This is a genomic window from Pseudoclavibacter sp. AY1F1 (genome assembly GCF_002931075.1).
Taxonomy (GTDB): Bacteria; Actinomycetota; Actinomycetes; order Actinomycetales; family Microbacteriaceae; genus Pseudoclavibacter.
The window spans coordinates 286,016-303,780 of record NZ_PSTQ01000003.1 but is presented as its reverse complement, the minus strand read 5'-3'; the positions used below and the strand labels follow the sequence as shown (position 1 = coordinate 303,780).

The 17,765-nt window shown below is 66.7% G+C and carries 18 protein-coding genes; 13 read left to right on the top strand and 5 right to left on the bottom strand.

What is annotated here, in order from left to right:
• The first annotated feature begins 293 nt into the window (after nt 1–293).
• The 6 genes from C5B85_RS07650 to C5B85_RS07625 all read left to right on the top strand — a co-directional run bounded on the left by C5B85_RS07650 (nt 294) and on the right by C5B85_RS07625 (nt 2,763).
• Entirely contained in the window at nt 294–761 is a 468-nt protein-coding gene (locus C5B85_RS07650) for an Asp23/Gls24 family envelope stress response protein (protein ID WP_104285409.1), read from the top strand.
• A complete protein-coding gene (locus tag C5B85_RS07645) occupies nt 758–958 on the top strand; it encodes a DUF2273 domain-containing protein (RefSeq protein WP_104285408.1) in 201 nt (66 codons plus the stop codon). The genes C5B85_RS07650 and C5B85_RS07645 overlap by 4 nt, the downstream gene beginning before the upstream one ends.
• Nucleotides 955–1,335, top strand: coding sequence for a hypothetical protein (locus C5B85_RS07640; RefSeq protein WP_104285407.1), 381 nt, complete (start codon nt 955–957; stop codon nt 1,333–1,335). Before C5B85_RS07645 ends, C5B85_RS07640 begins: the two co-directional genes overlap by 4 nt.
• Nucleotides 1,332–1,913 (top strand): DUF6286 domain-containing protein, encoded by a 582-nt coding sequence (locus C5B85_RS07635; protein ID WP_104285406.1) that lies wholly within the window; start codon nt 1,332–1,334, stop codon nt 1,911–1,913. Before C5B85_RS07640 ends, C5B85_RS07635 begins: the two co-directional genes overlap by 4 nt.
• On the top strand, nt 1,910–2,515 hold the full coding sequence (locus tag C5B85_RS07630; protein ID WP_104285405.1) for a hypothetical protein: 606 nt from the start codon (nt 1,910–1,912) through the stop codon (nt 2,513–2,515). The genes C5B85_RS07635 and C5B85_RS07630 overlap by 4 nt, the downstream gene beginning before the upstream one ends.
• 74 nt (nt 2,516–2,589) lie before the next feature.
• On the top strand, nt 2,590–2,763 hold the full coding sequence (locus C5B85_RS07625; protein ID WP_104285404.1) for a CsbD family protein: 174 nt from the start codon (nt 2,590–2,592) through the stop codon (nt 2,761–2,763).
• 74 nt (nt 2,764–2,837) lie between these two features.
• On the opposite strand, the gene C5B85_RS07620 is transcribed toward C5B85_RS07625, so the two are convergent.
• The gene (locus tag C5B85_RS07620; RefSeq protein ID WP_104285403.1) at nt 2,838–3,344 is read right to left on the bottom strand and encodes a CinA family protein; all 507 of its coding nucleotides are present in this window, start codon (nt 3,342–3,344) and stop codon (nt 2,838–2,840) included.
• Nucleotides 3,345–3,433: 89 nt separating this feature from the next.
• Nucleotides 3,434–4,765 (bottom strand): NtaA/DmoA family FMN-dependent monooxygenase, encoded by a 1,332-nt coding sequence (locus C5B85_RS07615; protein WP_104285402.1) that lies wholly within the window; start codon nt 4,763–4,765, stop codon nt 3,434–3,436.
• Nucleotides 4,766–4,880: 115 nt separating this feature from the next.
• Between C5B85_RS07615 and C5B85_RS07610 the strand changes: the two genes are divergently transcribed.
• Together C5B85_RS07610 and C5B85_RS07605 are read left to right on the top strand one after the other, a co-directional pair.
• Nucleotides 4,881–5,495, top strand: a complete 615-nt coding sequence (locus C5B85_RS07610) for a TetR/AcrR family transcriptional regulator (protein WP_104285401.1) — start codon at nt 4,881–4,883, stop codon at nt 5,493–5,495.
• The gene (locus C5B85_RS07605) at nt 5,492–6,199 is read left to right on the top strand and encodes an NADPH-dependent F420 reductase (RefSeq protein ID WP_104285400.1); all 708 of its coding nucleotides are present in this window, start codon (nt 5,492–5,494) and stop codon (nt 6,197–6,199) included. The genes C5B85_RS07610 and C5B85_RS07605 overlap by 4 nt, the downstream gene beginning before the upstream one ends.
• A gap of 35 nt (nt 6,200–6,234) precedes the next feature.
• Here the strand turns inward: C5B85_RS07605 and C5B85_RS07600 are convergent, their stop codons facing one another.
• Together C5B85_RS07600 and ppsA are read right to left on the bottom strand one after the other, a co-directional pair.
• Entirely contained in the window at nt 6,235–7,068 is an 834-nt protein-coding gene (locus tag C5B85_RS07600) for an alpha/beta fold hydrolase (RefSeq protein ID WP_104285399.1), read from the bottom strand.
• Between the two features lie 115 nt (nt 7,069–7,183).
• Nucleotides 7,184–9,637: a phosphoenolpyruvate synthase gene (gene ppsA / locus C5B85_RS07595; protein WP_104285398.1), complete on the bottom strand. Its 2,454-nt coding sequence runs from the start codon at nt 9,635–9,637 to the stop codon at nt 7,184–7,186.
• A 126-nt stretch (nt 9,638–9,763) separates the two neighbouring features.
• On the opposite strand from ppsA, the gene C5B85_RS07590 reads away from it, so the two are divergent.
• Entirely contained in the window at nt 9,764–11,209 is a 1,446-nt protein-coding gene (locus tag C5B85_RS07590) for a helix-turn-helix domain-containing protein (protein WP_104285397.1), read from the top strand.
• 21 nt (nt 11,210–11,230) lie between these two features.
• Here C5B85_RS07590 and C5B85_RS07585 read toward each other — a convergent pair whose 3' ends face one another.
• Entirely contained in the window at nt 11,231–12,238 is a 1,008-nt protein-coding gene (locus tag C5B85_RS07585; RefSeq protein WP_146077877.1) for a LacI family DNA-binding transcriptional regulator, read from the bottom strand.
• A 250-nt stretch (nt 12,239–12,488) separates the two neighbouring features.
• On the opposite strand from C5B85_RS07585, the gene C5B85_RS07580 reads away from it, so the two are divergent.
• From C5B85_RS07580 to C5B85_RS07565, 4 genes are all read left to right on the top strand, one after another.
• On the top strand, nt 12,489–14,027 hold the full coding sequence (locus tag C5B85_RS07580) for an ABC transporter substrate-binding protein (RefSeq protein WP_104285395.1): 1,539 nt from the start codon (nt 12,489–12,491) through the stop codon (nt 14,025–14,027).
• Nucleotides 14,028–14,094: 67 nt separating this feature from the next.
• Nucleotides 14,095–15,036, top strand: a complete 942-nt coding sequence (locus tag C5B85_RS07575; RefSeq protein WP_104285394.1) for an ABC transporter permease — start codon at nt 14,095–14,097, stop codon at nt 15,034–15,036.
• Nucleotides 15,033–16,907, top strand: coding sequence for a dipeptide/oligopeptide/nickel ABC transporter permease/ATP-binding protein (locus tag C5B85_RS07570; RefSeq protein ID WP_104285393.1), 1,875 nt, complete (start codon nt 15,033–15,035; stop codon nt 16,905–16,907). The genes C5B85_RS07575 and C5B85_RS07570 overlap by 4 nt, the downstream gene beginning before the upstream one ends.
• Nucleotides 16,907–17,755, top strand: a complete 849-nt coding sequence (locus C5B85_RS07565; RefSeq protein ID WP_104285392.1) for an ATP-binding cassette domain-containing protein — start codon at nt 16,907–16,909, stop codon at nt 17,753–17,755. Before C5B85_RS07570 ends, C5B85_RS07565 begins: the two co-directional genes overlap by 1 nt.
• The last annotated feature ends 10 nt before the right edge of the window (nt 17,756–17,765 follow it).

Here is a 17,765-nt window from a genome sequence, read left to right as displayed (position 1 = left end):
CACAGCGTGTGAACCGAGCGCTGCGACGATGCCACGCTGGTAGCGCCCCTTTTCCGGGCGCGAGCACTGGATCAGTGCCTGACCATTCGAGTGTAGGCATCCCGCGGAGCAAGCACAACGTCGGGCGCTCGCGTGGCCCCGGATGCGCCTCCCAGCGCGGATCACGCCCCGAACCTGAGCGCTACCTGTGAGCACCAAACGGGTTTGTGACACATCGGGGGTCGGCTGCGTCTCACCTGTACAAGCCCACACGGTGCACCGGCACCGGGGCAGAGACCAGAAAGAAGAGCATCATGGCGAACACGACACCCAACACCGCTTCCGCCCCCAAGACGGTTCAGACCTCGAGCAGCGTTGTCCCCACGAACACCGCAGGCGGACGCGGAACGACGACGATCGTCGACAGTGTTGTGGCCCGCGTTGCCGGCATCGCAGCACGCGACGCTCGCGGCGTCTACGACCTGGGTGGCGGCGCGGCTCGTGCCATCGGTGCCATCCGCAACGCCATCAACCAGGCCGACCAGAGCCAGGGCGTGAACGTCGAGGTCGGCGAGAAGCAGGTCGCAGTCGACGTCACCATCGTCGCCGAGTACCCCGTCTCGCTGCAGGATGTCGCGGACGGCGTGCGCGCCGACGTGATCCGCGCCATCGAGACCATCGTCGGCCTCGAAGTCACCGAGGTCAACGTCACCGTCAACGACGTGCACCTCCCCTCCGAGGACGACAACAATGACAAGACGGAAGAAGCGCGAGTCCAGTGAACACCGCATCCCTCACACGAACCGGCATCCTGATCGGCGCGGTCCTCGCGCTCACCTGGATCATCCTGGGCTTCTGGGCATTCTTCTTCGTGGCGATCGCAATGATCGTCGGCGGCATCATCGGACGCATCCTCGAAGGAAAGCTCGACGCCACCGCGCTCGTTGACGTCATTCGTGGACGGAACACCTCCTCATGAGCGCAGCCGCGACCACACTCAGCGGCGCGGCGCAGCGAGGCACTACACGACTCACCGCGAAGGCCCTGACCCGTCTCGTGTCAGCTGTCGCCGGTGACGCGCTCGGGGTCGACGCTGGCAGCGTCAGCGTCGACCTCGACGACCACAACGGCAAGCTCGCACTCCGCCTGCGGACCCCCATCCGGGTTCCATCGCTCGCCCGCATCCGCGAGCAGCCAGGCGCACTCGAGCGCAGCGGCGGTCCACTCCTCGAGCGGGTCGACACCGCGAAAACCACCATCCGCGACCAAGTGCAGGCCCTCACCGGCTCGCACGTCGGCCTCGTCACCATCCGGGTGACCGGGCTCAACATCAAAGCCGAGGAGCGAGTCAGATGAGCACCCCCACGTCGCTCTACGCACGCATCTCCCGACGGGAGACGCACTCCCCCCGGTCGGTGCTCGCGATCATCCTCGCGGTGCTGCTCATCATCGTGGCGGCCTGGATCGGCACGGAGATCGTACTGTCGCTCCTCGCCCTCCCGGCGCTGCTCGTCGCGCCAGCTGACATGTTCAGCTCCGCGCTGGGCGTGCTGGAGCAGCCGGCGCAGTACGTCGGGATCGCCGGCGTGATCGTCGCCGTCGTCGGCCTGATCCTGCTCATCGCGGGTCTCGCCCCAGGACGACGCGCACGCCACACCCTGAACTCCACTCGCACCGCGACGATCGCCGACAACGCGGTCATCGCATCAGCCCTCGCCCGCCATGCGGCTCGCGCCGGCCACGTCAGCCCAGACAACGTGACCGTCTCGGTCTCGCATCGACGCGCGGACGTGCACCTCATCCCTGCTTCGGGCGTGCCCGTCGACGCAGCCGCCATCGCGGCGGCCGTGAACGAGCAGCTCGAGCAGTACAAGCTGCAGCCGAGCGTCACCGCGAAGGTGCGCATCGCAGAGAACGGGAAGGTCGGCGCATGAACAGCACGAACCGAGGCCTGAACCGCCTCCTCATCGTCGCCACGGGCCTCCTCCTCCTCCTCGTCGGCGCGGCCGCGGCAGTCGGAGCGTGGCTTCCCGGAGCGAAGGACACCTGGACGCCCATCGCAGACAGCGTGAACACGCAGGTCACGGGCTGGCTCCAGCAGACCCCGCTCGCGGACAGCGGATCAAGCTGGCTCCTGATCGCCCTTGTCGCGGTCATCGTTATCGGCATCGTCCTGTTGCTCGTGTTCAGCCTCCGCCAGGGGCAGGGACGCACGGGAACGATCATCCGCGACCGCACGGCCGACACCGGCCGCACCATCGTCGATGTCACGGTCGCCAAGGACGCACTCTCGGAGGCGCTCGGTGCCCGTGACGAGTTCCTCACGACCAGTGTCTCCGCCTACGACGTGAAGCGCACGCCCGTGCTCAAGGTCTCGGCAACCTGCCGACGTGGCGTCTCCCCAAGAGACGCGACGGCGATCGTCGAGCAGAACCTCGAGGCCCTGGATGCGCTCCTCGGCCGGGAGGTCCCGGTCCTGCTTCAGCTGAGCGGCGGGTTCCGCGCTCGCGTCCAGCAGTCGACGCGGCTCCAGTAGGAACCGCCACCACAACTCACCACCGCGGTTCCGCACTTCGACGGCACCGCATCCCGCAACAGAAAGGAACTGCCATGAGCGCAGGAGACAAGATCAAGAACGCAGCCGAAGAGTTCGGCGGCAAGGCCAAGGAAGCACTCGGCAAGGTCACCGACAACGACAAGCTCGTCGCCGAGGGCAAGGCCGACCAGGCCAAGGCCAACGTGAAGCAGGCCGGCGAAGACGTCAAGGACGCCTTCAAGAACTAGCTCTCACGAGCACACGCTTCAGCACCGGGATGCGGCAGTCGACTCAGTCGGCTGCCGCTTCTCTGCATCCCTGATCAGCTCAGCGCTGGCTCTCCCCCTCTTCCTCCGAGCAGACTCTCCAGCCGTTCCAGCACCTGACGGACGGTCTGATCGAGGATCTCGTCCGGCTCCCCGTCGAAGTCGTGACGTTCGCTGCCCACGACGCCGTCCACACACCAGCCGACGTAGACGGTGCCTTCCGGCTCCCCCTCTTCCGGCCCTGGACCGCCTGCACCCGTCGTCGCGATCGAGACGTCGGATTCGAGCAGCCTCGCCACTCCGACCGCGAGCTCTTCCGCGCATCGCGCTGAGACGACCGGGCCGGGCGTCACCCCGAGGACGCGCTGCTTGACCTCCGTCTGGTAAGCGACGACTCCGCCACGCAGCCACGTCTTCGTGTCAGAGCCGCCACCGAGCGTGGAGGCGACCCTCCCGCAAGTGAGGGACTCCGCCACGCTCAGAGTGCGGCCCGTCTCCACGAGTCGTTCGGCGATGGACTCGATGAGGTTCTCGATGAGGTTCTCGTCACTGAGCTGTGCCATTGCAGCATCGTAGGAACGCACGCTGAACGGCGGCGGAGTTCAAGGTGAGCGTGTCCGCAGAGCGACGCGCTGGACTCCACCGTGTTGCCTCAGACGACTCGGGGGTCCCGACCGTACTGGGCCGGCGCACCGAGGTGATTCCGAAGCGTCGAACCCTCGTAGTCGTCGTGGTAGATGCCACGCTCCTGCAGGATCGGGATCACCTCGTCGACAAACGCGTCGATGCCATCCTCGTTGACGTCGACCGACACCCAGAAGCCGTCGCACGCCCCGGCCTCGAACCACTCCTGCATGTGGTCGGCGACCACGCTCGCCGGGCCGACAGGGGTGGGGTGGTAGTCGTTGACTCCGTGCGCGAGGATGTCGCGGATCGTCCACCCCTCGCGAGCGATCTCGAGGGCGCGGGCGGAGCGCGGGTCGTACGGGTTCGGGCTCGCGGCGACCAGCTGGCCGGCGGTGAGGGGCTTGTCGAGCTGGGAGGGGTCGAGAGCCGACGGCAGATTCAACATCTGGCCGAGGTACCCGACACGGGCCGGCGCAGAGAACTCACCGAGGGCCACCCGACGGTCGAGTGCCTCACGCTTCGTGGCGCCGAGGGCGGGCATGAGACCGGCGAAGAACTTCACGTCGTCCGGGTCGCGGCCAGCCGCCCGCGCGGCTTCCCGCAACGCCTCCCGCTGCTCCCGCGCATCCTCGATCGTGAACACGGCCCCGATGACGCCGCTCGCGTGACGGCCGGCGATCTCGGCCCCGTTCGCTCCGCCTCCGGCCGAGAAGATCACGGGCTGCCCCTGCTCCGACGGCGGGATGTTCAACGGTCCGCGGGAGGCGACGTGCTCACCCTGCAGGTTGATGGGCCTGATCTTGTCCCGGTCAGCGAAGCGACCCGTAGACCTGTCCCTCACCCACGCATCCTCTTGCCAGCTCCCCCAGAGCGCCTCGACGATCTGGATCGTCTCGTGGGCGCGCTGGTATCGCTCGGGTCTCGGCGCGACGGTGCGGCCGAAGTTAGCAGCCGCTCCCGGGTCGCTTGTCGTGACGGCGTTCCAGCCAGCTCGGCCGTGGCTCATGATGTCGAGCGCCTTGAACTGACGGGCGATCGTGAACGGCTCGTTGAAGGTCGTGGATGCGGTCGCGACGAGGCCGATCCTGTCGGTCTCGCGTGCGATCGCCGCGAGCGTCATCAGCGGATCGATGGAGATCATGAACGACTCTCGGGAGAGGTCCACCTGCTCGCCCGGGAAGTCCGGGAAGAACAGGAACGCGAACTTCCCGCGCTCGGCGGCCTGCGCGTACCGGACCTGCGCGTCGAAGCTCGTGTAGTTGGCCGGGTCGACGCCGGGGGCCCGCCAGGCTGAGCTCTGCGAGCCGTATCCGCTGCCGGTGTGCAGCCCGAGGATCATCTTGTTCTTGCCGGTCATTGTGCCCGCTTCCTGTTGCTGTCGGGAGCACTGGCACTCGCGACGAAATGGAGATACTCTCCTCTTTGAGAGGACGATACGGAGACGCTCTCCACTTTGTCAACCGAGGGGCATCATGATCGAATCCACCGCGAGCGCACGCCGAGCGCCACGTGCCGACGCACGGCGCAACCGTGACCACATCCTCGACACCGCCGAGCAGTACTTCTCGGAACACGGCGTCACCGGATCACTGGATGCGATCGCGAAACGTGCCGGCATCGGCGCCGGCACGCTCTACCGCCACTTCCCCAACCGCGAGGCACTGCTTGCCTCCCTCCTCGCCGCGCGCGACGAACAGCTCGTGGCCCGACGGGATGAGCTCCGCACCTCGGCGAAGAACGCCGCCGAGGCACTCGACGGCTGGCTCAGGGCAGTCACCGACTGGGCCTGCGCCTTCGACGGCCTCCCCGAGCCGCTGCGCGTCGCCACCACAACCGACCATTCCCCGCTCGCGCTGACCTGCCAGGGCTTCATCACAACCACCGATGAATTCCTCCGTACCGCCCAGGAGGAGGGAAGCGCGCGCACCGACATTCGCGCCCTCGACCTCTTCCTCGCAGCCCTCGCAACGAGCTGGGTGCGAGGGGCCGCGATGGCGGACGAGGCCTCCGGTGCTGCACTGTCGGAGCTGACGAGAAGCGGATGGGAACAGGCCACCAATCACTCGAACCCAAGGAGAACAGCATGAAGCGCATCGGAATCATCGGCAGCGGATCCATCGGAGCAGCGGTCGCCCGCCTGGCGGTCGCGGCAGACTTGGAAGTCCTGGTCGCGAACTCGCGCGGGCCAGCATCCCTCTCGGAACTCATCGAGGAGCTCGGCCCGCTGGCACGGGCCGGCAGCGTCCGCGAAGCCGTCGAATTCGGCGAGATTCCAGTCCTCGCCGTGCCGCTGGGGGCCTACCCGAACCTCCCCCAGGAAGCCTTCGCGGGGAAGACCGTCCTCTCTACCGGCAACTACTACCCGCACCGCGACGGCCGAATCGAACAGCTCGACAGCCTCGCCGTCACGACCGCCGAGTACGAGCAGTCGCTGCTGCCGGACACGCGCATCGTGAAGGCGTTCAACAACATCCTCTTCACGCACATCCCCAACCTCGCCGGTTCGACGCCGCGCACCGCGCTACCGATCGCCGGCGATGACAGCGACGCCAAGGCCCGCGTCTCGGAGCTCGTCGACACGCTCGGCTTCGACACCGTCGACGCAGGCACCCTCGCCGAGTCGTGGAGCTTCGAACCCGAGTCCGGCGGGTACACGCAGATCTACGCAGCCGACCTGGACGCGTTCCGCGCCGACTACCTGAGCGACCCGGGCGCCCCGCTCCCCGCGGACCGCCTCGTCGAGATCCTGGCCACCGCCCATCGCGCGGACGTTGGCGCGCGACAGTTCTGAGTCCGCAGCGCCTCGGACTCAGTCCGCGGCAGCGCTCACTGAGCCACAGCCGACAGCCACCGCGTGAGCTCCGCCGCGAGCGCGGCAGGCGCATCCAGCTGGATCAGGTGGCCGGCGCCGTCGATGAGGGTGACCGTGGCGTGCGGGATGCAGTCGCTGAGCCGTTGCGCACGGTCGCTCGGGATCCAGGTGTCCTCGTTCCCCCAGATGATGTGCACGGGTTCGGTGATCGTGCCGTAGAGCGGTTCGACCTCATCGGTGAAGCGCTCGTCGGCCTGCGCGATCTGCCGGTAGAACGCCGCCTGTCCTTCCGCATCCGCCCACGGCTCGACGAGCAGGGCAAGGTGATCCGCGCGCAGGCCCGCGTGGCTGGCCCCGCGGATGTATGCCTCGATGGCGCCTCGATGCACGGCGGCTGGCAGTTGCTCGAAGACAGCGGCGTGCTCTTTGACGAGGGTGAAGAACGGCGACCCCCACGGTGACAGGGCGACGACGTCGACGAGGCACAGCGACGCGTACGCCGCACCGTGGAGCAGGCGCGCACGCAAGGCCACCGCGCCGCCGAAGTCGTGCGCGACGACGTGTGGTCGTTCGAGGGCCCAGAAGTCGAGCAGCTCCGCGAACAGCTCGCCCTGCAGCCCCAGGTCGACCGCATGTGACGGGTCTTTCGAAGATGCACCGTACCCGGGCATGTCCCACAAGTAGACGGTGAACTGCTTCGACAGCGCCTCCGCGATCGGCCGCCACAGCGCCGAAGACCAGGGTGTGCCGTGCAGGAGCACGAGGGCGGGCCCCTCACCGAAGCTCCACCAGTGGACGGACCGGCCACGCCAGGCGAGCACATGCGTCAAGGACTCGTCGATCTGCATCCGACGATTGTGGCATCCGTCGTCGGTGCGCCAGCCGGGCGCAGTGCGATCACGAAGACGAGACCGGTGCACTGCCCGCAGGCAGGGCACCGGTCTCAGGAGGCCAAGACGCGCCTCAGTCCTTCGCGGCGAGCCTCGTCCACGTCTCCACGACCGTGTCGGGATTGAGCGACAGCGAGGAGATACCGCGGTCGAAGAGGTACTGCGCGAGCTCCGGGTGGTCGCTCGGCGCCTGCCCGCAGATGCCGACGTACCGGCCGTGCTTCACACAGGCCTCGATCGCGAGGTCGATCAGCCGCAGGACGGCCGGGTTGCGCTCGTCGAAGCTGTCCGCGATGAGCGCAGAGTCGCGGTCGATGCCGAGGGTGAGCTGGGTGAGATCGTTCGAGCCGATCGAGAAGCCGTCGACGACCTCGAGGAACTGCTCGGCGAGGAGCGCGTTCGAGGGGACCTCGCACATCATGATCACCTCGAGGCCGTTCTGCCCGCGCCCGAGTCCGTTCTCCGCGAGACGCTCGACAACGGCGCGTGCCTCCTCGACCGTGCGCACAAACGGGATCATGACCTTCACGTTCGTGAGCCCCATGTCATCCCGTACGAACCTGATCGCCTCGCACTCGAGCGCAAACGCCTCCGCGAATTCGGCGGAGATGTACCTGGACGCCCCGCGGAAGCCGAGCATCGGGTTCTCCTCGACGGGCTCGTAGCGTGCACCGCCCAGCAGCCCCGCGTACTCGTTCGACTTGAAATCGGAGAGGCGCACGATGACGGGCTTCCCGTCGAAGGCCGCCGCGAGCGTCGCGACCCCCTCGGCGAGACGCCGCACGAAGAGGTCCGCGGGAGAGTCGTAGGCCGCGATGCGCTCTTCGACCTCGGCGCGGATGCTCGGCTCCTGGTCGCCGAGCTCGAGCAGGGTGCGGGGGTGCACGCTGATCTGGCGCGAGATGACGAACTCCATGCGGGCGAGGCCCACGCCGTCGTTGGGCAGCGCGGCGAGCGTGAACGCGGCGTCGGGATTCCCGACGTTGAGCATGATCTTGCCCGGCAGCTCGGGGAAGGAATTGAGCTCGATGCGCTCCACCTCGATGGGCAGGATGCCCTCAAGCACTGCCCCCGTCTCTCCGTCGGCGCAGGTCACGGTGACCTCGTCGCCGTCCATGAGGCGCTCGGTCGCATCCCCCGCGCCGACAACGGCGGGCACTCCGAGCTCGCGGGCGATGATCGCGGCGTGGCAGGTGCGCCCGCCCCGGTTCGTGACGATCGCGGATGCGCGCTTCATGATCGGCTCCCAGTCGGGGTCGGTCATGTCGGCGACCAGCACGTCGCCCTGCTGGAACTCGCTCATCTGCGAGGGCGAGGTGAGCAGACGCACGATGCCGGCGCCGATGCGCTGCCCGATGGCCCGACCCTCGATGAGCGTCGCGCTGCGCTCTCGCAGGGTGTGCCGCTCGAGGGTGCCGGCGGCCCGCTGGGAGATCACGGTCTCGGGGCGCGCCTGCAGGATGTAGATGCGCCCGTCGATGCCGTCCTTGCCCCACTCGATATCCATGGGGCGGCCGTAGTGCTCCTCGATCGCGAGGGCCGCGAGCGCCAGCTCGGTGACCTCGGCGTCGGTCACAGAGAACCGCCGTTGCGCATCCACCGGCGTCTCGACGAACTCGGTGGTGCGGCCGACGCGGGTGTCGTCCGTGAAGACCATGCGGGTCGCCTTGCTGCCGACACGACGAGAGAGCACCGCAGGCCGCCCCTCGCGGAGGGTGCGCTTGTGCACCGTGAACTCGTCTGGGTTCACCGCGCCCTGCACCACCCCTTCGCCGAGCCCGTAGGCGCTGGTCACGAACACGGCGCCGTCGTAGCCCGACTCGGTGTCGACGCTGAACATGACTCCGGCCGCGCCCTCGTCGGAGCGCACCATGCGCTGCACGCCCACCGAGATCGCGACCCCGGTGTGCGCGTAGCCCTGGTGCACGCGGTAGGCGATGGCCCGGTCGGTGAAGAGCGACGCGAAGACCTTGCGGGTGGCGGCGAGCAAGTTCTCGATGCCGGCGATGTTGAGGAACGTCTCCTGCTGCCCCGCGAAGGACGCATCCGGCAGATCCTCGGCGGTGGCACTCGAGCGCACCGCGACGAGGAGCTCACCGTCGGTCTCGGCCTCGAGATCGGCGAAGGCCTCTCGAATCGCGGCCTCGAGCTCGGGGGCGAGGGGCGCTGACTCGATGCGGGAGCGGATGCGAGCGCCGACGATCGCGAGGCGCGCCACGTCGTCGACGTCGAGGCCCACGATCTCTCCGCGGATCCACGAGTCGATACCCGTCTCGCGGAGGTGCTGGTTGAAGGCGCTCGCCGTCGTCGCGAAGCCGTTCGGGACGCGCACCCCGGCGTCCTGCAGGTTGGCGATGAGCTCGCCGAGTGAGGCGTTCTTGCCGCCCACCTCCGGAATATCGCCGAGCCGCACGGCACTGAAGGGGAGCACGTAGGCCTCGCTGCCCGCAGATGCGTCAGTGTCGACACCTTCGCCGGTGTCTGCGTCTGCGTCTGCGGAGGTCGGGGGTTCATGGAGCAGGGTCATGGTGAGTCCTCGTGGGTTGTCGTCGTTGACGGTTGTTGCGGGGTGAACCCAGTATTTGATGCAGTTCCGGAGCTCTTTCGAAGAAACATGCGTAAAGAAGTTCAGTTCTTGCGCTAGCGTCATGTCATGCCCGCCGACGTGTATACCGCCTCCGTGCTCGGAGCCCGCATCCGCCATTACCGCTCGCTCGCAAAGCTCACGCTCGACGACCTCGCTGCACTGGTCGAGACGAGCCCCAGCCGCATCTCCCTGATAGAGAACGGGCGTCGCGAGCCGAAGCCCTCCGAGCTGCCCTCCTTCGCGAGGGCCCTCGGGGTGACCGTCGAGGACCTTGTGCGCGCTGAGGCGCCGAACAGCCGGGCAGCACTCGAGCTCGAGCTGAAGCGAGCCCAGGCCTCCCCGCTGTTCGCCGGCCTTGGACTTCCCAAACTGCGCGGGGGCAAGGGCATGCCAGACGACACCCTCGAGACGCTTGTCGGCCTCCACCGTGAACTCGAGCGTCGCGCACAGACCGCCTCTGCGACACCAGAGGAAGCGCGCATCCGGAACACGCAGCAGCGGGCGTGGATGCGGGAGCGGAACAACTACCTGCCCGAGATCGAGGCGGTCGCCGAAGAGCGCCTGCGCCAGGTGGGGCACGTCGCCGGGGCGCTCACGCACCGTGAGGTGCACCTCATGGTCGAGCAGCTCGGCCTCGAGATCGTCTACGCCGACGATCTTCCCCGCTCGACGCGCAGCATCACCGACCTCGAGAATGGCCGCATCTACCTGCCGCCGGAGTCCATCCCGGGCGGCCACGGACTGCGCTCGATCGCCCTGCAGGCCGTCGCCCACCGCATCCTGGGCCACACACCACCAGACTCGTACGCCGACTTTCTGCGGCAGCGGCTCGAGATCAACTACTTCGCCGCGGCCTGCCTCATCCCTCGCACGCAGGCCGTCGACTTCCTGAGCGCCCGCAAGAAAGACCGAGACCTCGCCGTCGAGGACTTCCGCGATGCCTTCGGCGTCACTCACGAAGCGGCCGCCCTACGCATGACGAACCTCATGACCGAGCACCTCGGGATGCGCGTGCACTTCCTGCGCGTCGGCTCGGTCGGCGAGGTCTACAAGGCGTACGAAAACGACGACTTGCCGCTGCCGCTCGACGTGACCGGCGCCGTTGAAGGGCAGATCGTCTGTCGCAAGTGGGGCGCACGACGCGCGACGGAGATCGAGCACCGCACGACAGAGTTCTGGCAGTACACGGACACCCCGGCCGGCACCTTCTGGAGCACCATCCAGACCGGCAAGTCAGCCGAGGGCACGTTCTCGATCACCTTCGGGGTGCCCTTCGACGACGCGAAGTACTTCCGCGGTCGCGACACCGAGAACCGACAGGTGTCCCGCTGCCCGGACGAGACCTGCTGCCGGCGGCCCGACCCCGCGCTCGCAGCCCGCTGGGCCGGACGCGCGTGGCCCAGCGCGCGACTGCACGCGCAGATCCTCGCATCCCTCCCCGCAGGCCGCTTCCCAGGCGTCGACGACAGTGAGATCTACAGCTACCTGGAACGGCACGCGCCTCAGCAGTGATCGACACCGAGCCAGTACGGTCTAGGAGGCAGCTGGGCCCGTCGAATCACGCACGATCAGCTCGGTCGAGAGCTGGTCCGTTGTGACTTGCGCGCTTCCGGCAATCTGCAACTGCAGGAGCTTGACCGCCGACTCACCCAGCTGCGCGAGCGGGCTCCTCACCGTCGTCAGCGATGGAGTGAGCAATTCTGACCCGAAGATGTCATCGAATCCAACGACACTCACATCCGCCGGTACGTGGGCGCCCGTGCCTCGCAGGCCATGGATGACGCCGAAGGCAAGAAGATCGTTGTAGGCGACTACCGCGGTGGCGCCTGTCTCGAGGATGCCCGGAACGGCGAAACGGCCACCGTCGACTGTCGGCCCCGACGAGGCGACTGAACGAACGACGATGCCCAGCTCGGCCGCCGCACTGATGATCGCTTCAGATCGCCGCGCATTCATCCACGACGCCGCAGGCCCCGGCACGTAGGCGATGTGGCGGTGCCCGAGTGAATGAAGGTGCTGCACGATCGCGCGCGCACCAGCACTTGTCTCAACCGTCACCCCCGCGACACCTTCCACAACACGATTCACCACAACGACCGGCTTGATGTTCGACAGCGCAACGATCTCCTCGTCAGCAAGCCGAGAACCGACGAGAATCAGGCCATCAGCAACACGCAGAAGCCTGTCCGCCGCTTCCGCCTCCACGGCCCCGTCTTCCTGGGAGTCCGCGAAGAGCAACATCGATCTTGCTTCCGCCGTGACTCTTTCTGCTCCGCGCACCAGGTTGAAGTAGACAGGGTTGGTGAGGTCGGAGACCACTAGGGCAAGGTTGCCCGTGAGCCCCGTCTGCAAGGAACGAGCCATGGGGTTGGTGCGGTAGCCGAGCTGATCCGCGGCCTGCTGAATCCGGCTCGCAGTCTCGGCGTTGATGCGGCCCGGCTTATTCAGCGCCCTGGACACGGTCGAAGCGGAGACCCCGGCAAGCGACGCGATGTCGTAGATCGTTGGCGCCGATGCTCTCGCCTTTTCGCGATCCGCCATCGTCACAGCCTCCGTTCGTGCGTTCGCGGGCGACCTCGCCCGGTGTTCGGCCTCAGGGGCAGGCGCATCCGCGCACCCGCTTCTTCAAGGCTATACGACGAATTGGCAATCGATTGTGGCAATCGATTGCAATCGGTCGCGAATCGTCCTACAGTGATCGCAAGGCAGCAGCAGCCGACCGCTCCGTCAGAACAGGGCCGGGCGCCGCGAGCTCCCTCTCCTGTATCGACGACGAACAAGGAATCTGACAATGAAGTTGGCAAAGAAACGACTTGTAGCAGTTGCCGCCACTCTCGCGGCGACGGCACTCCTCGCCGGTTGTGCCGGTGGCGGCGCACAAAACGGGGGCCCAGCTGCCGGAGGCGCGCAGACCCTCACGCTCGGCATCCTCGGAGAGCCCACCTCGTGGGATCCCTCGCAGGCTCACGTCGGGCACTCCCTGCAGCCGTACCAAATCGCCTACGACACACTCATCCTCCGCGAGCCGGACGGCACGCTGTCGCCGATGCTGGCGGAAGAGTGGAGCTACAACGAAGACCGCACTGTACTGACCCTCGAGCTGCGAGACGACGTGACGTTCAGCGACGGCGCCGCCTTCGACGCGGAGGCGGTCAAAGCCAACATCGAGAACCTCAAGAACAACAACGGTCGCCAAGCCGCACAGGTCGCGGCCGTATCCGTGGTCGAACCCGTAGACGCGGACACCGTGACGATCACGCTGAGCCAGCCGGACCCCGCCTTCGAGTACTACCTCTCGCAGGCAGCCGGCCTCATGGGCAGCCCCGCCTCACTCGCCACTGACGGGATCATCGCGACACCGGTCGGCAGCGGACCGTACGTCATGGATACGGCGCAGTCCGTGACAGGGTCTCAGCTCGTCTTCACCGCGCGGGAAGACTACTGGAACCCAGAACTTCAGAAGTTCGGCTCCGTAGTCCTCAAACCATACGAAGAGCTCACCGCCCGGTTGAATGCGCTCCTCTCCAACCAGGTTGACGCCACCATCCTGGACGCGTCCACCGCAGAGCAGGCAACCGCAGGCGATCTCGCCACGATCGAGGACTACCAGGTCGACTGGCAGGGCCTCCTCCTCTTCGACCGCGCAGGGGAGACAGTGCCCGCCCTCGGCGACGTGAAAGTCCGTCAGGCAATCAACTTCGCCATTGATCGCGACACCATGCTCACCTCCATCCTTCGCGGGTACGGAGACCCGACTCAGCAGGTCTTCGGACCTGACAGCGGGGCATTCGTCGACGACCTCGACAGTGCGTACAACTTCGACCCTGACCGCGCTCGCAAGCTCCTCGCCGAAGCCGGCTACGCAGACGGATTCGAACTTCCGATCGCAGCCGGGCCCGGCTTCGAGTCAGCGCTCGCTGCTCTGTCCCAGCAACTCGCCGATGTCGGCATCACTGTGAAGATCGAGACGGTCAACGTGCAGACGTTCCTCGATGACCTCACGGCTGGTAAGTACCCAGTGCTCTACCAGAACCTCTTCCAGGGAGAGCCGTGGGTCGCGATTAACCAGATCATCTCGACTGAGGCGATCTACAACCCCTTCGACTCGACCGACCCAGAGCTGCAGGCGCTCATCGCCGAGGTGCAGGCGGGCGGTGACGAATCCGCGGATCGCGCGCAGGCCGTCAACAAGTGGATCTCGGACAACGCCTGGTTTGCGCCTGTGTACCGGATCGATCAGGTCTACACCTACCACTCCGACCTCATCACGGTTGAGAAGCAGGTTCAGCAGGCCGTCCCGTCCATCTACAACTACGCGCCAGCCGCCTAACCCGATTCGAGTGGGGAGGGAGTTCAGCTCCCTCCCCACCCCGAACGGGCGAGCATCGGAGTCACCTGTGATCCCATTTCTTCTCAAGCGCATCGCATCAGGAGTTGTCCTCCTGATCGCCGTCTGCGCCGTCGCCTACACGCTCCTCTTCGCGAACGGCAGCAGCATCGCCCGCAACATCGTCGGTGATCAGGCAAGCGAAGCCCAGGTCGTCGCCAAGGAGGTCGAGCTCGGTCTCGATCAGCCGTTGCCGATCCGTTTCGCAAATTGGGTCGGATCCGCGGTGACCGGCGATCTCGGGCGCAGCTGGTTCGGCCCCGTCACAGTGGCGGACTCGCTCACCACCCGCCTCCCGGTGACACTCGCCCTGATCGGGACTGCCATGATCCTCGTGACGATACTCGCGACCGTCATCGGCACGACAGCGGCAGTCAAGCGTGGCTGGGTCGACCGCGCAGTCCAGATCGGTGCCGTCATCGGCGACGCCATCCCTGGATTCGTTCTCGCCATCGTCCTGGCGACAGTCTTCGCGGTACAACTTGGACTCTTCCCTGCTGTGAGCACCATCGCCCCAGGCGCCGGACCAGAAGCATGGATAGCGTCTCTCACCCTCCCGGTGATTGCGATCGTGCTCAATTACGTCACGGCCAGCGCCCAGCAGATCCGCTCCGCGGTCATCCAGCAGCGAGACCGGGACTTCGTTCGCACGCTTCGCAGCCGTGGCCTCGGCGAAGGCGAGATCCTCGTCCGTCACGTTCTCCGCGGTGCTGCTCCGGCCGGACTCACCGTCCTCAGCTTGCAGTTCGTCGGACTGCTCGGAGGAGCGGTCATCCTCGAGCGGATCTTCGCTCTCCCCGGAATCGGGCAACTGGCAGTGACCTCCACCGTCAGCGGCGACATCCCGATCGTGATGGGTGTCGTCCTCTACACCGTGCTCATCGTCGTCATCGTCAACCTGCTCGTCGACCTCATCAACGGCTGGCTCAACCCCAAGGTGCGTGTGTCATGACCAGCAAGACCGCTCAGCCTCAGAAGGAGCGGGGCCGCGGCAGCGTCTTCGCCCGATTCATCCGCAACCCGCTCGGTGCCATCGGCGTCGTCGTCCTTCTCGTCGCGATCACCGGCGCGGCTCTCGCTCCCGTCCTCGCCCCCGGTGGCCCGAATGCGGCCGAGATCGCCAACACCTTCGCCTCCCCGGACGCCACTCACCTGCTGGGAACGGACAGCGCAGGCCGCGACACTTTCGGCCGCCTGCTGTGGGGCGGGCAACTCACGCTGCTCTCAGCCCTGCTCTGCGCAGTCGTCGCCATCTCCATCGGGCTGCCCTCCGGACTCATCGCCGGCTTCTACGGAGGACCATTCGACGGCGTGTCCTCCTGGTCAGCCAACGCGCTCATGAGCCTCCCCGCGATCATCGTGCTGCTCTCCGTCCGATCCGCGGTCGGCCCGTCCGTCTGGATCACGATGATCGTCTTCGGCATCCTGTTGAGCCCCGGGTACTACCGACTCACCCGAACAGCAGTGCAATCTGTGCGCAACGAGCTGTACGTCGACGCGGCACGAGTCTCGGGCTTAAGCGACTGGCGCATCATCAGCCGCCACATCATGTCGGTCGTTCGGGCACCGATCATCATCCAGACGGCGCTGATCGCCGGAGTCGCCATCGCGATCCAATCCGGACTCGAGTTCCTAGGACTCGGCGACCCTCAGGAGGCGACCTGGGGCGCGATGCTCAGCGAGGGCTTCCGGAACATCTACATCGCACCGCTCCTCATGCTCTGGCCAGCGCTGGCAATCGGTCTCACCGTCGGCGCCTTCGTGCTCATCGGGAACGCGCTCCGCGACGCTCTCGAAGACCTGCCGAGCATCCGAGTGAATAGGAAGGCCGCGGCAGCGCTCGCAGCGAGCGGCGTGAGCTCTTCCGCGAACGCGGAGCCGATCACGGCCGGCATCGCAACTGGCACCGCCCTTGAGGAGCCACCCACCGTGTCGATCCGCACGGACTCCGATCCCCTCCCGGGCACGGACGAGCTGCCGGACGGCGATCACCTCCTCGCGGTCCGCGATCTCGAAATCGCCTACGCCAACACGGAGGGCGGCCTCACCCGCGTCGTGCAAGGAGTGACCTTCCACATCGACCGAGGCGAAGTCCTCAGCATCGTCGGCGAGTCCGGGTCAGGGAAGAGCCAGACCGCGTTCTCCGTCCTCGGGCTTCTCCCGAGCTCCGCCCACGTTGTCGGCGGCACCATCACCATCGATGAACTCCAGACGGTGGATACGCAGTCCGAGCGCATCGATCAGAGCAAGATCCGCGCGATCCGCGGCCGCCGAATCTCCTACATCCCGCAGGAGCCGATGGCGAACCTCGACCCGAACTACACGATCGGGCATCAACTCAGCCGTCCCATGGTCAAGCTGCTTGGTGTCCCTCGCAGCGAAGCGCGCAACCGTGCCTTGGCCCTCCTGGAGCGGGTCGGGATCGCAGATCCGAAACGAACCTTCGACTCGTACCCCCACGAGATCTCAGGCGGCATGGCCCAGCGTGTGCTCATCGCGGGAGCCGTGAGCTGCGAGCCCGACCTCATCATCGCGGACGAGCCGACCACAGCCCTTGACGTGACCGTCCAAGCAGAGGTGCTCGACCTGCTCCGCGGGATGCGCGACGAGCTTGGAGTAGCGATCCTCCTGGTCACCCACAACTTCGGAGTCGTCGCCGACATCGCAGACCGGGTCGCTGTCATGCAGCGTGGCCGGCTTGTGGAAGAAGGCCCCGTACGCGACGTCCTCCGACACCCCGTTCACCCGTACACCCGCGCTCTGCTCGCATCCACACTCACCGGACGAGAACCACTCACCATGCTGACCAAGGAGGCGAACTGATGACCGAGACAATTCTCGAGGTCAACGATCTCGTAGTGGCCTACCCGCGTCCCGGCATCGGCAAGGCGCCCATCGAGATCCTCCACGGTGTCTCCGCCAAAATCGAAGCGGGTAAGACACTCGGAGTCGTCGGCGAATCCGGGTCAGGAAAGACCACACTGGGGCGCGCGATCCTCGGACTCGCCCCGATCGTCTCCGGCACGGTGAGCTTCGACGGTGAAGACATCTCGACTGCCAGCCGAAAGCGACGAGCGGCTCTCGCCAAAGACCTCCAGGTCGTTTTCCAGGACCCGTTCACGTCGCTGAATCCGGCCATGGAAGTTGGTCAGATCCTCTCCGAGCCGCTGCAGATCCAGCGGCTTGGTGCCAAAGAGAGCAGGGCGCGGGTGGCTGAGTTGCTCGACCGCGTCGGCCTACCCTCCCAGGCAGTCACGCGCCTGCCGCGCGAGTTCTCCGGCGGGCAACGCCAGCGCATCGCCATCGCCAGGGCACTCGCACTGCGTCCGCGGCTCATCGTCTGCGACGAACCCGTGAGTGCGCTCGATCTCACCACACAGGCCCGAGTCCTCGACCTGTTCCTCGAGATCCAACAGGACCTCGGCGTCTCCTACCTCTTCATCTCCCACGACCTCGACGTGATTCGCCACATCAGCCACGAAGTGGCGGTCCTCTACCGCGGGGACATCGTCGAGCAGGGGCCAGCGGGCCAGGTGACGGAGGCTCCCCAACACCCGTACACACAAAAGCTGCTGCTCGCGTCACCCCTGGCCGATCCAGATCAGCAGGCCGAACGCCGAGCGCTGCGCGCCCAGATGGCACGAGACAGCGGTGCGGGGGTTGCCAAGTGACCGCGCAGAC

Bases quoted from the DNA above. Each gene is read 5' to 3' on its own strand.
- C5B85_RS07610 (WP_104285401.1), top strand. From the start codon at position 4,881: ATGATCGAATCCACCGCGAGCGCACGCCGAGCGCCACGTGCCGACGCA.
- C5B85_RS07625 (WP_104285404.1), top strand. From the start codon at position 2,590: ATGAGCGCAGGAGACAAGATCAAGAACGCAGCCGAAGAGTTCGGCGGC.
- C5B85_RS07650 (WP_104285409.1), top strand. From the start codon at position 294: ATGGCGAACACGACACCCAACACCGCTTCCGCCCCCAAGACGGTTCAG.
- C5B85_RS07615 (WP_104285402.1), bottom strand. From the start codon at position 4,765: ATGACCGGCAAGAACAAGATGATCCTCGGGCTGCACACCGGCAGCGGA.
- C5B85_RS07635 (WP_104285406.1), top strand. From the start codon at position 1,332: ATGAGCACCCCCACGTCGCTCTACGCACGCATCTCCCGACGGGAGACG.
- ppsA (WP_104285398.1), bottom strand. From the start codon at position 9,637: ATGACCCTGCTCCATGAACCCCCGACCTCCGCAGACGCAGACGCAGAC.
- C5B85_RS07590 (WP_104285397.1), top strand. From the start codon at position 9,764: ATGCCCGCCGACGTGTATACCGCCTCCGTGCTCGGAGCCCGCATCCGC.
- C5B85_RS07570 (WP_104285393.1), top strand. From the start codon at position 15,033: ATGACCAGCAAGACCGCTCAGCCTCAGAAGGAGCGGGGCCGCGGCAGC.
- C5B85_RS07640 (WP_104285407.1), top strand. From the start codon at position 955: ATGAGCGCAGCCGCGACCACACTCAGCGGCGCGGCGCAGCGAGGCACT.
- C5B85_RS07605 (WP_104285400.1), top strand. From the start codon at position 5,492: ATGAAGCGCATCGGAATCATCGGCAGCGGATCCATCGGAGCAGCGGTC.
- C5B85_RS07630 (WP_104285405.1), top strand. From the start codon at position 1,910: ATGAACAGCACGAACCGAGGCCTGAACCGCCTCCTCATCGTCGCCACG.
- C5B85_RS07585 (WP_146077877.1), bottom strand. From the start codon at position 12,238: ATGGCGGATCGCGAAAAGGCGAGAGCATCGGCGCCAACGATCTACGAC.
- C5B85_RS07600 (WP_104285399.1), bottom strand. From the start codon at position 7,068: ATGCAGATCGACGAGTCCTTGACGCATGTGCTCGCCTGGCGTGGCCGG.
- C5B85_RS07565 (WP_104285392.1), top strand. From the start codon at position 16,907: ATGACCGAGACAATTCTCGAGGTCAACGATCTCGTAGTGGCCTACCCG.
- C5B85_RS07580 (WP_104285395.1), top strand. From the start codon at position 12,489: ATGAAGTTGGCAAAGAAACGACTTGTAGCAGTTGCCGCCACTCTCGCG.
- C5B85_RS07620 (WP_104285403.1), bottom strand. From the start codon at position 3,344: ATGGCACAGCTCAGTGACGAGAACCTCATCGAGAACCTCATCGAGTCC.